The organism is Flavitalea antarctica (assembly GCF_054461535.1).
On the sequence record NZ_JBTLQG010000007.1, the window covers coordinates 66,955 to 83,068 of the forward strand.

Below are 16,114 nucleotides of genomic sequence, written 5' to 3' on the forward strand. Positions count from 1 at the left end.
AATGTTAACGATATGCAGGTAATAAAAAGAAACGGAAAAAAGGAGTCTGTAAAATTTGATAAGATTACAGCCCGCATTGAAAAACTTTGCTACGGATTAGACAGGAGATTTGTCAATTCGATAGACGTAGCAAAAAAAGTGATTGAAGGATTATTTGATGGGGTTACAACTACTGAACTGGATAACCTGGCAGCGGAAACTGCGGCTTCGTTAACCGTCAAACATCCTGACTTCGCACAGCTGGCCAGCAGGATAGCAGTTAGCAACCTGCACAAAAACACCATCAAAAGTTTCTCAAAAACAATGCATTTATTATACGAATGCGTTGATAAAAAAGCAAACAAAAAAGCACCGCTGTTATCTGATGATGTCTGGGACATCATCCAGGAAAATGCAGAACTGCTTGACAGCACAATCATATATGACCGCGACTATGGCTTCGATTACTTCGGTTTCAAAACGCTCGAAAAATCCTACCTGTTAAAAGTTGATGGCAAGGTGGTAGAACGCCCGCAACATATGTACATGCGTGTTGCAATCGGCATTCATAAAAATGATATTGAATCTGTGATCAGCACTTATCATATGATGAGTGAGCGCTGGTTCACACATGCCACCCCCACCCTGTTTAATGCCGGCACTCCAAAACCACAGATGAGCAGTTGTTTCCTGCTGACTATGAAGGAAGACAGCATCGATGGTATTTATGATACACTGAAACAAACTGCAAAAATCTCACAAAGCGCCGGTGGTATTGGTCTTGCTATCCACGGCATCCGTGCAACCGGAAGTTATATTGGTGGCACTAACGGTACAAGCAATGGTATCATTCCTATGTTGCGTGTATTTAACGATACTGCACGTTATGTTGACCAGGGCGGCGGCAAACGTAAAGGCGCGTTCGCAGTTTATCTTGAACCATGGCATGCAGACGTATTTGCTTTCCTTGATCTCAGGAAAAACCATGGTAAAGAGGAGATGCGTGCCCGCGACCTGTTCTATGCACTCTGGATCTGCGACCTGTTTATGAAACGTGTTGAAGCAGATGGCCAGTGGAGCCTGTTCTGCCCGCATGAAGCACCGGGATTGCAGGATTGCTGGGGTGAAGAATTTGAAGAACTGTATGAACGTTATGAAAAGGAAGGCCGTGCAAGAAAAACAATAAAGGCCCAGGATCTCTGGTTCGCCATACTTGATGCACAGATCGAGACAGGCACTCCTTATATGCTATATAAAGATGCTGCAAACAGGAAAAGCAATCAGCAGAATCTTGGCACCATAAAAAGTTCGAATCTCTGTACAGAGATCATGGAGTACACCTCTCCCGACGAGGTTGCCGTTTGTAACCTCGCATCCCTCGCCCTGCCACGTTTTGTTATTGATGGCAGTTTCGACCATGACAAACTTTATGAAGTGACCTACCAGGTGACCAAAAACCTGAACAAGATCATCGATAATAATTATTACCCGGTTGAAGAAGCAAGGAACTCTAATGTGCGCCATCGCCCGATTGGGCTGGGGGTTCAGGGATTGGCTGACGTGTTCATCCTGCTTCGGCTTCCATTCGAAAGCGACAAGGCAAAAGCGCTCAACAAGGAAATTTTTGAAACCATCTATTTTGCCGCAATGACCGCTTCCAAGGACCTTGCTAAACTGGAAGGTTATTATGAATCGTTCCCCGGTTCACCAGTGTCAAAGGGTATATTCCAGTTTGATATGTGGAACGTTGAACCCACCCTGCGCTGGGATTGGTACACGCTGAAGGCTGAAGTCATCAAACATGGCGTAAGAAATTCTTTACTCATTGCACCTATGCCTACCGCTTCTACCTCGCAGATACTCGGCAACAACGAATGTTTTGAACCCTATACCTCAAATATCTATGTCCGTCGTGTTCTGAGCGGTGAATTTGTGGTGGTAAATAAACATCTTTTGAAAGACCTGGTAGAGCTGAACATGTGGAACGACGACATGAAGAACCGCATATTGACCAACAATGGATCCGTCCAGGGAATTGATGGAATTCCTGAGAACATTAAAAACATCTATAAAACCGTTTGGGAAATCAAGCAACGTAACATCATCGATATGGCTGCTGACCGGGGAGCGTTCATCTGCCAGTCCCAATCGTTGAACCTGTTCGTCGATTCACCATCCAGCAGCAAACTTACCTCAATGCATTTCTACGCATGGAAGAGTGGGTTGAAAACAGGTATGTACTACTTAAGATCCAAAGCCGCAAGCCAGGCAGTCCAGTTTACTGTTGAGAAACAGGGTGGAAAAATGGTTGAACCCATGATCAACCAGCAGTCCCTGGGTCAGCCTGTGGACGCCGAAATGCCTGCGGGTGCTGTGTGTACCATGGAAGAAGGCTGTGTAACCTGCAGTGCTTAAACACGCTTACTTGTTCATTGTAATACCACCAGGTCTTCCTTACGGAAGCCTGGTTTTTTTATGCCAGGAATCACAGACTGAACTATCTGATAGTCAACGCTAATCATAAATGTTTAATCTTAGAATATATTATCAGAAATTAAGGATATTTGGTGTAGAAATTAGTCTACAACCCTTATGCATAGGCCGGAGTGACATCTGGTTTGAAAATTGATTTATTGCCATAAGTTAAAGAAGAAGCGATAAATACCGCAGAAAACACGAATGCTTTCATGCCCCATATGAACTGGATTAGCCCGGTCATAGGCCCATAAAACATACTTGTATGAAGAATCAGAAGAATATTATTTTCATCGTCGACGATGATCCGGACGACAGGCAGATCATTTTAGACGCGTTTATCGAGAACGATTTCAATATTGACTATGTATTCATCGAAAACGGAGATCAGTTAATCGAATCACTTAATACACTACCACGGGAACAATACCCTTCTTTGATACTGCTTGATCTGAACATGCCTGGAATGATGGGTCTGCAGGTTTTGAAGGAGTTGAAGGCAAACCGAAACTGGAAAGCGATTCCCGTTATCGTGCTAACAACTTCAACACTGGAAAAAGACCGTGACTCTTCCTATGAGATGGGTGCAAGTTGTTTTCTCCGTAAGCCCGTCGCCTTTGAAGAGCTTGCAACCATGACATCTTCTATCGTGAACTTGTGGTTCAACGATAAAAAAATACACCAGAACGCGGACATTTAATACGCTTTCTTCGTGGGCGTTGCTGCCTGTAAATGCCTCACTGTATCAGGCTCGCAAATAAATCAGTAAATTGCGTTGTTTTTAAGTGTAAAATCAACCGACTGATGCATGATAAATTGCGTGCCCTCGCCCGCGAACTGGATGGAGAGTTATATGATGATGATACAATGCGGATTCTTTACGCGACAGACGCATCAGCATATCGTGAGAAGCCTCTCGCTGTAGCTATTCCCAAAACAAAGGATGACCTTAAGAAACTGATCGCTTTTGCTGACCGCGAAAATACCTCACTCATTCCAAGGACTGCAGGCACCTCGCTGGCAGGACAGGTAGTTGGCAGTGGCATCATCGTAGACGTTTCAAAAAACTTCACCTCTATCATCGAGATCAACCCGGAAGAAAAGTGGGTGCGGGTTCAGCCAGGTGTTATCAGGGACGAACTGAATATTTTCCTGAAACCCTATGGATTATTTTTCGGGCCAGAAACCTCAACCGCAAACCGGGCGATGATCGGTGGTATGGTCGGTAATAACTCCTGTGGTTCAAATTCTGTGGTTTACGGAAGCACACGCGAACATTTAATTTCCGTGGACGCAATTCTGAGTGATGGCACTGAAACAGTTTTCAAATCAATAGGACTGGAAGAGTTTCATGCGAAATGTGAAGGAAACAATTTAGAGGCGGGAATTTATAGGACCATGCGCTCACTGCTTGGTAACTATGAAAATCAGCTGGAAATCAGGAAGGAGTTTCCAAAGCCATCTATTGAACGTCGCAATACTGGGTATGCCGTCGATATGTTACTTGATATGGCTCCGTTTACGGCCGGAGGTGCTCCATTTAATTTTTGCTCTCTTATTGCAGGCAGCGAAGGCACACTCGCTTTCATTACAGAGATCAAGTTGAATGTGGTCCCCTTGCCCCCTAAAGAAACCGGCTTGCTCTGTGTTCATTTCAACACCATTGACGAATCGCTCCGGGCTAACCTCATCGCACTGAAATACAAACCCAGCGCCAGCGAACTTATTGATCATTATATACTGGAATGTACAAAAGACAACATCGAACAAAGCAAAAACCGCTTTTTTGTTAAGGGCGATCCAGGCGCGATACTTGTTATCGAGTTCTGCAGATCAGCCCGGGAAGAGATCGTTGCTATCGCAGCGGATATAGAACGTGAAATGAGGGACCAGGGTCTTGGATATCACTTTCCGCTACTCTTTGGTGCAGACACAAAAAAAATCTGGACACTTCGCAAAGCGGGTCTCGGATTGTTAAGTAATCTTCCGGGTGATGAAAAAGCCGTCCCGGTAATTGAAGACACTGCTGTTGACGTAAATGATCTTCCTGCTTATATCCGTGAGTTCAATATCATTCTGAAGAAGTATGATCTTTACTCTGTTCACTATGCCCATGCCGGCTCGGGAGAGATACATTTAAGACCCATAATAAACTTAAAGACAAAAGAAGGAAATGAATTATTTCGCTCCATTGCCGCGGAGATCGCAACGTTGGTAAAAAAATACCAGGGTTCTCTCAGCGGTGAACATGGAGATGGAAGATTGCGGGGTGAATTTATCAGGCAAATGGTTGGCGAAAAAAACTATAAGCTGTTACAGCAGGTAAAAAGCTGCTGGGATCCAAAGGGTATATTCAATCCTAACAAAATTGTTGATACGCCACCCATGAATACGATGCTCCGGTATACACCGGGGCAGCAAACACCGCCATTGAAGACGATATTCCGGTTTAACAATCAGAATATACTTCAACATGCGGAGCAATGTAATGGCTCAGGTGATTGCCGGAAAACGGAATTGTCAGGCGGTACGATGTGCCCGTCTTTTATGGCCACAAGGAATGAGAAAGATACAACAAGAGCCAGGGCCAATATTCTCAGGGAGTTTCTCACCAATTCCACGAAGATCAATCGTTTTGACCATCCCGAAATAAAAGACGTCATGGATCTTTGCATCAGTTGCAAAGGATGTAAATCGGAATGCCCGTCTAACGTCGACATGGCAAAACTTAAGGCGGAATTTCAGCAACATTATTACGACGCTAACGGTGTTCCTTTCAGGTCCAAACTGATCGCAAACTATACAAGCTCCTCTTCATTGGGCGCTATAGTACCCGGCTTATATAACTTCGCCGTTACAAACAACGTGATTGGCAAACTGATAAAAAGGATCGCAGGTTTCGCAGTTGAAAGGTCTATGCCTACCCTGGAAAAAGAAACACTGCGAAGCTGGTATAAGAAACATCGGAAACAACCTGCGCGTTTTCAGGGAGATCCAATCCCCGAAAAAACGGTTTACTTTTTCTGTGATGAATTTACAAACTTTAATGACACTTCCATTGGCATCAAGGCTATCATGCTGCTGGAAAAACTGGGGTACAATGTAGTTATGCCTGATCATATAGAAAGTGGCCGCACCTGGCTTTCCAAGGGCCTGGTACGTAAAGCAAAAAAGATCGCTGAACAAAACATCCGCATGCTTGCACCATTGGTATCAACCGACCATCCGTTGATAGGTGTAGAGCCCTCTGCGATACTTACTTTCCGCGATGAGTATATGGATCTTGCTGATGAGGCTTTACTCGATGATGCGCGGAAGTTAAAATTAAGCTCCTTTATGATTGATGAGTTTATTGCCATGGAGATTGATAAAGGCAATATTACCAGTTCGCAGTTTACTACAGAGGCCCGCAAAGTCGTTCTTCATGGACACTGCCAGCAAAAGGCTTTGACTGGTGTCACGTCTTCGGTTAAACTGTTATCATTGCCGGCAAATTACCAGGTGGAGACGATACCATCAGGTTGCTGCGGCATGGCAGGATCTTTTGGGTATGAAAAGGAACATTATGATATATCTATGAAAATCGGGGAGCTGGTTTTATTCCCGGCGGTCAGGAAACAGGGACACGACGTTATCGTTGCGGCACCCGGAACAAGCTGCCGCCACCAGGTTAAAGATGGAACAGGGGTGAAAGCGTTGCATCCTGTCGAAGTGTTGTACCAGGCCTTGATCCCGTAGCGGGTTTTCTCCCGCCTTTCGATTCTGTCAGTTCAATATAAATCGGGGTTCGGCGAATTACTCAGCATAAAATACCCACAAGCCATCTTTACCCCCGACAACCACATCTTTTTTTCCTGACTTGTCCAGGTCGGTAACGGCGAAGTAATTTCCAGTACCCTTGCCGGTTCCTTTGGGACCGAAGACAATGGTATTTTTATCAAATGATTTTCCGTTCCATTTGTAATAATACAAACCATAATCATCTGCAGCGCCTGCATCCTTATCATCGTGGGCACGATAACGTTTACCGGTGATCAGATCGGGCTTGCCATCATTATCAATGTCTTCCCAAACCAGGGTATGGAACTGTGAATGTTGTGCATCGATGCTATGTTTTTTCCAGGTTCTCGTCTTATCGGTCTTGTTATACTGTTGTTCATACCAGTCAAGCCCGTATCCATGGCCCTGTCCGACGATCATATCGCTGTTGCCATCTCCATTCAGGTCAGTGACTATCACGGGTATACCGGTCTCGCCTAAGCGAAATTCAGGGTGAAAGGTCCATTTTTCTTTCCAGGGATCTGTGGGTGCCTCAAGCCATCCATCCGGCAACACAAAGTCACCTCTCCCATCCCCGTTTATATCCCCAAAGCCAAAACCATGGCCCTGTTTTTCATGCAGCACAAATTTGTCGAAGGTGCCGGTAGCCTTATTCAATCTGAAGCATAATAATGGGCGGTTGGGATTATTAGGTATGATCTCGATCGATCCGTCACCATCTACATCCCAGGCACGGGTAGTCTCAACGTTTCCGCATTCAGCAATGACGTGTTCGGGCCATTCAACTTTTTTACCTTTTGGATTTTCGCGCCACCTGACCGTGTTCCCCCACCAGCCACCGGTAACAAAGTCGAGATATCCATCGCCATTTACATCGATGGGGATAGTAGAAAAATCATCATAAAACTCGCCCTGTTTCCTTACTTCGCCTATCTTAATTTTTTCTTTGAATGCCGGCCCCGGATACCAATAGGCCCCGGAAATGATATCGTCGTTTCCATCATGATCAACATCGAAGACTGCCGCTGTCTCGTAAGCCTCAGATGAGATGATCTGTTTACGGAATTTTAAGGGATCAGGAGATGGAAAATCTCTAACCACTGAAGTGATTGATGCCGCATTTTCACCGGCGCTTTGCGGCAAACTGATATTATTATTAAGGGATAACAACAGTGCTGTCAGTAACCACTCCGGTTTATATGTTAACATAGACATTACTTTTTTTGAGGCGATTTAATATATCCTAATCTACCCTGGATTGCTTCGAATGCGTTTACAAGATAGACCAATGGTGCGTTCCAGTTGATAGCAATTTCATTGCTTGCATAAGAACAATAGTCATCCACATAAGCCGTCTCGGGATCCCTGAAAGGATAACTGCATTTATCCTGCATGCCGGGATTTGGTCCTCCTGCAAGTAAGCCGGGTACCGGCTCCGCTACCCCGTCTGCTTCTGATGGACGGTGATGCGGATGTTTCGGTGAACGGCTGCCAAAGCCGGTTACGAAATGATATCCTGTTGCATTGCGGCCGCATAGATAATCGAGGTTAGCCAATGCTGCATTTGCATACCTGACTTCGCCTGTCAGCTTCCAGGCGTTGATCATCAGAATTCCCTGGTTGGCAGCATTTGAATTTGATCCCCAGTTGAAATCGGATTTTCGGGTGCCCATCACTGTTAGGAATGCATTTCCTGGTACGAGGGAGCAATACTCATCAGCTAGTTTCAACAGGTTATTTTTTAGACTGCTGACTCCTGGTTCATTTTTGCCTGATCGCAGTAAGGAGTATATACCAAGCATCTGCACCTTGGACCAGGCGGGTAAGCTGAAGACGGGCCCGGGGGCGGATGTCAACTTGGATTCGTATTGCCTGTCGGCCGTAGTCAGATACAATTCAGCTGCTGCCCAGTACCATTCGTCGTCAAGATTCCGGTCGCCATAAGCACCGGTTGTAACCTTTGGCAGATGCAACAGGTTCATAGAATCCTGGTTATAAAGCACCGCCGGATTGTTAACCGACCAGTTCCAGGATCTTTTTGCTGCATTCAGACAACTGTCGCGCAGACCAGGCAGTTGTTTCTCAAATTTAGCGAGGATCCTTGCAGCCTGGGCCATCACAGCCGAAAAGTCTAAGGTCGCGGCCGTACTTTTCTGCACAGCATAACGGGTCAGCTTCGTGATCCCGGGCATAACGGTACCGTCAAAAGCCGCATTCGTGCATTTATGATATACACCTCCATCCTGCGGATCCTGCATGGTCAGCATCCACCGCAGGTTATATAATACCTCATCGAGGATATCCGGTAATTGATTGCGTGATTCGGGAATGCCGACGTTTAGTGTATCGAAATACACACTGAAATCTTCATAAGCCGACAAAAGCGTACCCATCGTGATACCAGAGTTAACGATATATTTATTGTAATCCCCGGCATCGTACCATCCACCGGGGGAAGAGATAACTGTGTCGCCCCCCTGTTGGTTTGTCCTGGCCGATGAGTGGATCACGACAGCGGTATCAGGGTGACCAGCAGCACGGGCCCATGGTCCGGCATAAGTCTTATCCAGTGGCATCGACACACGCTGGTAATAAAATCCCTTCAAAGAAGCAACAGCCAACCCGCTGTGTATTTTTGGACCGATAGAGAACTCCAGGCTGGTTCCTTCCCGGCCATCAGAGTAAATATATTTGCCAGGAGTTGAGACCATCGAAAAATCGGCTACCTGGGTTTTTAAGCTTGAGTTGGTTGACTGTTTTAATACAGACGGCTTGCCCTTGAAGACAATTTTTTTTGATTGGGCGTTTCGAATTTCAAAACCGGATACCGGCTCATCTGTGAAAAGTACTGCTATTTTTGGCGAAGCTGTGTAGAAGCCAGTTTGATTTATGGCAACGGTTGGTTTCTCCTGCCCATAACTGCTGCCGCACAACACAGCAATTACAAAAAATAATATTCCTTTTATCATAAAGTTGGAGTATCGCGATTTCGCCATGCAATTAAAGAATCGAAATATCGGCAGGCAGTTAAAGCGTCGAAAATTTATCACCCACTTAAAGTATAGACATTTTACCATGCCATTAAAGTATGGAAATTTACAAGACTTTCCCGGGAAGCTATTTATCAAGCACTTTTAAAAAATGATTAGCGACCTGTATTCCCTGCTCCCTGCCGTTTACGATGGCATCCATGAAATGTATTCCGCCATAAAATCTCGAAATCCCTGCTTCATCCGCTGCCTGCATAAACGAAGAAAACTGTCTTGATGGCAAACCGAATTTTACCTCCACCGTGTCCGTGTAATCAAACTGATTACCAAGATATTTTGTCAGCACGGTAGCCGCGGCGGCTGATATCGTAGAATGGCCGCTCGGGTATTCCGGGAAAGGAGGTGTTTGTAACAAAGGGACCCAGGTGGGATCTTTATATTTACGGATTGCTGTTTCGGGCCTGATCCGGTTACTGCGAAACTTTTCATCCCAGCACGCAAGGAATCCGTCCATCAGCACAAGCGATACATAAGTATGGATCCGCAATGATTCATCAAATGACTTATTTGCCTTTTTACAGGCGATGCCGGTGATGCCCATCCAGTGTGCACCGGGCGAGATCTTTTTGAGACCAACCTGCATATGGCCACCATCCTGCAAAGCAAAAGGGTTACAATCCCAATAGGCTGCAATCAAAAGGCTGTCTGCCGGAAATTTATTCCCATGATTATAGTTCAGCATCATCTGCTGAAAAAAAACAGAACTGGTATCTTTTGAAAAAGATTGAGGAGGTGCAGGTTTGAACTGGCTGCTGCTATCGAGGCTAAAAGATCGGATAGTATGAAAATAGGGTTCAACAGCCGGCATAAACCCCGGAGGCGTCGGATACCAGGACCCATCCTCTTCTAAAGGTGAGTATCTTGGGAAGTTGGAGATCTTGTTATAGCCATCCGACTTAGCGTATTGAAGTATCCTTTTGCTGATCGCCGAGGCGTAATCAAGCGAGGCTTCTATCTCATCTTCAGAGTACCCGCGCTCAAGACAGGAATCAAGTACAATATCACGGTACTTTTCCAGCAATTTGCCGGAGGGTTGCATTTTTGAGGCAGTGGCAATCATAGCCAGCAAGGCCGACAAACGGTAATCATAACCGCGGATTGAATCTGGCCTTTTCAAAACGGGATATTCGTTTATCCTTCCTGCCAGCCGGATGTAGCTGCTGTCGTGCTGTGACATGATCTCGTAGCCCGACAGGAAGGTATAACCGAAAAAACGGGCAGCGAGTGGCGGACTTGTTACATCATGTAACATAAGCTCACTCATTTCGCCGACAAAATTCCCGATATCCTGGTTGGTCAGCTTCGAGGTTTTATCATTTTTGCCTGAACATGCAGACAGATAATATAAGCCACAAAAACAGACAAACAGCAGCGTATACAAGCGGGTTATATTCATGTTCGTCAATTACGATGATAAGCAACGATCTTACGATCAGTTCCGAAAAGCACCTTGTTGTTCAGAATCATAATACTCCTGGTATCACCTCTTACATTGAAGCCCGATACAGCTTGTGAAACAGGCAGGAAGCCCCCTTTTCCATCGCCGCTCAGTAACAGCCCATAATTTGCGTCTGACTTCCCAAGCCTCAGCCTGGGCTTATTGATGTTTCCACCGAGGATCAAGTCTTTAAAGCCGTCTTTATTGTAATCTGTTATTCCGATGGCGTATACAGGTGCCAACTGGGCAGCTGCTGGTAATGGTTTAAAGGAAAACTTGCCGGTGCCCGTTCTCATAAAGAATCCTGTTTCAAATGTATTGGCAATAAGATGCTCCGCACCCTGCAACTGCTCCGGATCGAAGATGTCATTCAGTGTTGTGTTGGCATATCCTTTATAATCGGTAAACCGGGTACGCATGGTACTTATCTGGTCAAGTAATTCGTCACGCGTAAGATAAGGGTAGGACTTTCCCTGGATATAACAGAGCAGAATAGGATCCACGGCTCCGTTATCGTCAAAGTCTTTATAATACATTTCAGCCGGCTGCTTTTCACTTGCCCTGATCTGTGAATTGAGGCCATAGTTTGCAGCGATCAATTCAGTGTTGCCATCATTATTAAGATCTGCTGTATCAATTTTATTCCACCATCCATGATAATTTTTGTCAACGTAGTCGCTGGTACGATTCGTGAGTTTACCTTTCTCGTTAATGAATATGGTCAGGGGCAGCCATTCGCCTACGACCGCGAGATCAAGTTCCTTATCACCATTGATATCCATAAAAATGGCATCGGTAATCATACCCAGTTTTTGAAGAGAACCTCCTCTCGAGTCGATTTCATTCCGGAACTTTCCTTTTCCATCATTAATGAGCAGATAACTTTCCGGGGTTTCGGGATAGCGTCCCGGAATTACCCGCCCGCCAACATAGATATCCATAAAGCCATCGCCGTTTACATCCGAAGTTGCAACGCATGCTTTACTACTGGTCATCGGCGGCAAAGCATCCTGGCTTTTTGAAAATATCCCTTTACCATTATTCATATACAGCCGGTCGCGGAGCAATACATCACCTGGCACATAGTTATGATACCCTCCGGAAGCGACATACAGGTCCGCGTGACCATCATTGTTAGCATCGAAAAATATCGCATCTGCATCTACGCTGCCTTTATCTGCCTCAAATGCAGGTTGAGAAGACCGGGAAAATTGCCCGTCAGATGCCTGGAAAAGAACAGATGCAGCAGCTCCCTCTCCGCTACCTGCAAAGATGTCTTCGAGTCCATCTCCATTCACGTCGGCTTTCGCGAGGCATGGCCCGTCGGATGACAACGGGTTCGCCATTAGTGGTTGGCGTTTGAAGTCATTGAACTCTTTAACGTTACCTGTTGGCAGTTCCGCGAAAGCAGCCTGGGTAAATATTCCGGAAGGAACCGCCGGTTGCTGGTATTGTTGAGTGGCCGATGCCTGCTTTATGTTCAAGAGCTGGTTGGACTTCACATTTTTCATCAGTTCTGTGCTTCCCCCGGGCCAGACGATCCGCAACGAGTCAATCACCTGTTCTGCACCGAGCCCAAAATGCAGGATACCTGAAACGACAGACTGGTAACCCCGGTTGGGCATCTGCTCAAGGAACTGAATCTTGCCTTTGGTATATATTGTCACCTTTGCTCCGAGTCCCTGGGTATTGGCGCCGTTTCCTGTTAATTGAACCCTGAGATAATTTGCATTCGTGTTTTTTGCTTTTTTGTTTTCATACACAAAAGCCGGTTTGTTGATATTATTGATGACCAGGTCAAGGTCACCATCATTATCGAGATCAGCATACACCGCTCCATTGCTATTGGCAGTACTATCGAAACCCCAGACTTTACTCTTGTTTTGAAACCTTAGTTTACCATCGTTTCTGAACATGTAATTAGCAAGTGATGAGGAAGGTATCTGTTGAACAAGATTGTAGATATCCTGCCGCATAAGATTCCGGTTCTTCAGGAAGTCGCCCATATACTTCATGAAATCCATATTAGTGAAATCCCGCGTATATCCGTTTGTTACAAAGAGATCTTTCCAGCCATCGTTGTCAAAGTCGGCGAACAAAGGTGCCCAGCTCCAGTCGGTATTTGAAACTCCGGAGAACTGTGCCATCTCACTGAAAGACCCATTACCATTATTAACGTGAAGCATATTACGCATGTACTGATAATACAGTCCCGACCTGAGGCCAAGATTGAATTTCTCATAATTGTCAGGCGCAAATAATAGTTTCTGTCGTTCATTGGATTCGGGCAACATATCAAGGGTAAATATATCCGGTAAGCCATCATTGTTGATATCGGAAATATTGTTACCCATCGAGAAATGAGAAGTTTGTCCCAGTCGCTTTTGGATTTCATTTATGAATCCACCCTTCTTATTATTTATGTATAGGTAATCAGGAGCGGAGTAGTCATTCGATATATACAGGTCGGGCCAACCATCGTTGTTGATGTCTGAAACAGCTGCGCCAAGACCATAAGTTAGCTCCGAGCTGCTAAGTCCGGACTGCTCAGTAACATCTGTAAATTTGTTATTATTATTCTGCATCAGGCGAACACCGATAAGCGGGTTCCTGCGGCCGATCAGATCTGCAGTGCCCGCTTCATCAAGTATAGGAATAGCGTTAGGATTATGATTCAGCAAAAATAAGTCAAGATCCGAGTCAAGATCATAATCAAAAAATACCGCCTGTGTTGTGTAAGAACTATCAATGATTCCATAAGATGCAGCAGATTCGACGAAACGAGGCACACCGTTTTCTACACCCTGGTTTATATAAAGTTGTTTAAGGCGATTTTCGCCTCTCACCTTCCCGGAGTAAGATAAAAATATATCGAGTTTATTATCGCCGTTTATGTCTGCAATCGTCACACCGGTTTTCCATGGGCCACCCCTGCCGGAAGCCCCGCTTTCATCAGTGATATCTTCAAATTTCAGGTCACCCCGGTTAAGATAAAGCCTGTTGGGAGCCATATTCGCGGTAAAATAAATGTCTTCGAGACCATCGTTATCAAGATCACCAACAGCAACGCCACCTCCATTATAAAAATACTCGTACATCAACACATTAGTGTTGATGCCTTCAGTAAGGGTATTTTCAAATGTGATATTTGTCTGATCGGGCGACAATAACTGAAAGAGTTCCTCTTCGTCAGCCCCCGTCCCGCTTTCGTCCTGATCATCGCTTTTGCTATCACTGCTACAGGCCTGAAACAGGTATAAACACGACAACAAAATAAGACATGTCAGAACACGCGACGCACCCCGGCCAATCATAGTCATGAGCATTTTCAACGTTGTCCCGTACAGAGAAATATTCTTTATTAAGAAGTTCAAAGAATGAAATTTTATTGAGATAATCAGCCAACTGGCTTCAGTAAATGCTCACAGATGTTTTTTACGGATTCGCTAAAATAAAAAATCTGTGCTGCATAAGCATGAGCACAGATTTTTTTTATTTACAGAAAGATTTATTCGTAGCCGGGATTTTGTATGAGTTTTGAATTCTTTTGAATTTCATCCCTGCTTATAGGAAGGAAATACATTTTATCCAGCCAATTACGATTCTCTAGACTGTTGTCCACAGTGGGCGTGTAGGTATAGTTGTACCTGCTCTCATCATATTTGTAAGGAGTCACTGCAGTCATGCCAGGTTTAAGAGTGCCCCTGACAACGATATAAACAGTTTTTCTACCTAATGTGGTTGGAGCAATCATCCATCTGCGCGCATCATGGAACCGCTGTTCTTCATAAGCCATTTCGATTCTTCTTTCGTTGCGGTATCTCTGGCGTAAAGCATCGCCAGACTCCGTGACGGCAGGCATACCAGCGCGAAAGCGAATCTTATTCAACCATGTCCTGGCTTCGGCATCTTCACCCAGTTCTATACAGGCTTCAACATAATTCAAGACTGCTTCTGTATACCGAAAAAATGGCCATGGAATATCCTGTCTGTCTTTGTTGTCATTTAATGCAGGGTTCGGATCAATGAACTTCCTGGCATAGTATCCAGTCCATGAACCATTCCAGTTCTCGATAGAGCTCTGGCGGGTGTCAAGTCCTGGTTGCATTCCTGATGCCATCTGGTATTGGCCAGACTGGACCTGGTTTGCAGGATCGATTGTTCCTGACCTCGGTTTCCACGGTGCACCATCATAAAGAATGGTAGCGTAAAAGCGTGGATCACGATTTTTGTATGGGGCAGCCTGGTGTGCTGGATTAGACCAGTCAAATTTAGTTCCGTCCATCATTTCATAATCGTCAACCAACTGTTGAATGGGTGTGTTACCCGCCCAGTTGTTATAACCATTAGGACCGTTATTCAGACCCATCTGGCGGCCACCTTCTTGTTTGGCGGCGATAAAGTAACGACCAAATATGATTTCAGAGGATGCAGTAGCATCAAGTCCGGGAGCTTTAGATCCACCTCCCATTGCAATGGAGATATAGTTAGTCCTGGCCGCTTCAGGTAATTCAGGACCGGCAAGATTCAATTTATAACCACTGGTTGCATCAAGCACTGCTTTGGCAGCATTTTTTGCAAGCGTCCAGCGGGCAGCGCGTGTGCCGGAAGTATAGCCAAGCACCTCAGGTTTTGAAAAAGCATTGATAACAGTTGATTTTGCTTTCGCTGTAGGCATATCATGTAAATCGCTGGCAGCGTATAATAACACCCTCGCCTTCAAAGCCCTTGCGGCATTTGCGGAAGCACGACCTTTTGCTATCGTTTTACCGGTTAAAAAAGTAATAGCCGAATCACAGTTTTTTATGATGTTGTCCACATTGGCTGCATATGTACCTCTCTCAGCGGAGTAGTCCTCGCCCAGGCCATATGTTTTGGTAACTATCGGGCCACCACCATAATATCTGAGTACTTGCTGGTTATAATAGGCGTAAAGGAAACAAGCCTCGCCACGTAAGCGATCCTTTAGTGCCGCATCCTCAAATGTGGCGATGGGAAGATTTTCTTTGGCGATCAATGCAGACCTGATTTTTTCATACATATTCTGCCACTCGTAAGTATAGTTGGTCCAACCCAGATTTGAGGGGTTCAAAATTCCCTCGTTTACTGTATTGATACCGCGTCCCGCATGTGTGAAAATCGCTTCATCTGAAAGAGAGGCGAGCATCTGTTCATCGAAACCGCCATTGCCGAGACCGTGGTTACCGCGGCTGTCATTGCTAAAATAAACGCTGTTCACAAACGCTTCTGACAGCGCCGGATCTTTCCAAACCTCAGACGCAGGAACCTGGCCCAGCGGTTGAGTATTCAGAAAGTCCTTTTTACAGGCAACCAGCACAATTCCTGCCAGCGCCATAAATGATGTAATCCTGATATATTTTTTCATACCAAT

At 45.2% G+C, this 16,114-nt stretch carries 8 protein-coding genes; 3 read left to right on the forward strand and 5 right to left on the reverse strand.

What is annotated here, in order from left to right; all coding sequences use genetic code 11:
- The first annotated feature begins 12 nt into the window (after window positions 1–12).
- The 3 genes from ACX0G7_RS09270 to ACX0G7_RS09280 all read left to right on the forward strand — a co-directional run bounded on the left by ACX0G7_RS09270 (window position 13) and on the right by ACX0G7_RS09280 (window position 6,192).
- The gene (locus tag ACX0G7_RS09270) at window positions 13–2,394 is read left to right on the forward strand and encodes a ribonucleoside-diphosphate reductase subunit alpha (RefSeq protein ID WP_458923175.1); all 2,382 of its coding nucleotides are present in this window, start codon (window positions 13–15) and stop codon (window positions 2,392–2,394) included.
- Window positions 2,395–2,719: 325 nt separating this feature from the next.
- Window positions 2,720–3,154: a response regulator gene (locus ACX0G7_RS09275; RefSeq protein ID WP_458923176.1), complete on the forward strand. Its 435-nt coding sequence runs from the start codon at window positions 2,720–2,722 to the stop codon at window positions 3,152–3,154.
- 104 nt (window positions 3,155–3,258) lie between these two features.
- Window positions 3,259–6,192, forward strand: coding sequence for an FAD-binding and (Fe-S)-binding domain-containing protein (locus ACX0G7_RS09280; protein WP_458923177.1), 2,934 nt, complete (start codon window positions 3,259–3,261; stop codon window positions 6,190–6,192).
- 57 nt (window positions 6,193–6,249) lie between these two features.
- Here ACX0G7_RS09280 and ACX0G7_RS09285 read toward each other — a convergent pair whose 3' ends face one another.
- From ACX0G7_RS09285 to ACX0G7_RS09305, 5 genes are all read right to left on the reverse strand, one after another.
- Window positions 6,250–7,443 (reverse strand): FG-GAP repeat domain-containing protein, encoded by a 1,194-nt coding sequence (locus tag ACX0G7_RS09285; protein WP_458923178.1) that lies wholly within the window; start codon window positions 7,441–7,443, stop codon window positions 6,250–6,252.
- Between the two features lie 5 nt (window positions 7,444–7,448).
- Window positions 7,449–9,203 carry a glycoside hydrolase family 9 protein gene (locus ACX0G7_RS09290; RefSeq protein WP_458923179.1) on the reverse strand — a complete coding sequence of 585 codons (1,755 nt, stop codon included), beginning with the start codon at window positions 9,201–9,203 and terminating at the stop codon, window positions 7,449–7,451.
- Window positions 9,204–9,351: 148 nt separating this feature from the next.
- Window positions 9,352–10,680, reverse strand: a complete 1,329-nt coding sequence (locus tag ACX0G7_RS09295; protein ID WP_458923180.1) for a vanadium-dependent haloperoxidase — start codon at window positions 10,678–10,680, stop codon at window positions 9,352–9,354.
- Between the two features lie 5 nt (window positions 10,681–10,685).
- On the reverse strand, window positions 10,686–14,096 hold the full coding sequence (locus ACX0G7_RS09300; protein ID WP_458923181.1) for a VCBS repeat-containing protein: 3,411 nt from the start codon (window positions 14,094–14,096) through the stop codon (window positions 10,686–10,688).
- Window positions 14,097–14,230: 134 nt separating this feature from the next.
- On the reverse strand, window positions 14,231–16,108 hold the full coding sequence (locus ACX0G7_RS09305) for a RagB/SusD family nutrient uptake outer membrane protein (RefSeq protein WP_458923182.1): 1,878 nt from the start codon (window positions 16,106–16,108) through the stop codon (window positions 14,231–14,233).
- Between the last annotated feature and the right edge of the window lie 6 nt (window positions 16,109–16,114).

Bases quoted from the DNA above. Each gene is read 5' to 3' on its own strand.
- ACX0G7_RS09275 (WP_458923176.1), top strand. From the start codon at position 2,720: ATGAAGAATCAGAAGAATATTATTTTCATCGTCGACGATGATCCGGAC.
- ACX0G7_RS09290 (WP_458923179.1), bottom strand. From the start codon at position 9,203: ATGATAAAAGGAATATTATTTTTTGTAATTGCTGTGTTGTGCGGCAGC.
- ACX0G7_RS09285 (WP_458923178.1), bottom strand. From the start codon at position 7,443: ATGTTAACATATAAACCGGAGTGGTTACTGACAGCACTGTTGTTATCC.
- ACX0G7_RS09280 (WP_458923177.1), top strand. From the start codon at position 3,259: ATGCATGATAAATTGCGTGCCCTCGCCCGCGAACTGGATGGAGAGTTA.
- ACX0G7_RS09305 (WP_458923182.1), bottom strand. From the start codon at position 16,108: ATGAAAAAATATATCAGGATTACATCATTTATGGCGCTGGCAGGAATT.
- ACX0G7_RS09270 (WP_458923175.1), top strand. From the start codon at position 13: ATGCAGGTAATAAAAAGAAACGGAAAAAAGGAGTCTGTAAAATTTGAT.
- ACX0G7_RS09295 (WP_458923180.1), bottom strand. From the start codon at position 10,680: ATGAATATAACCCGCTTGTATACGCTGCTGTTTGTCTGTTTTTGTGGC.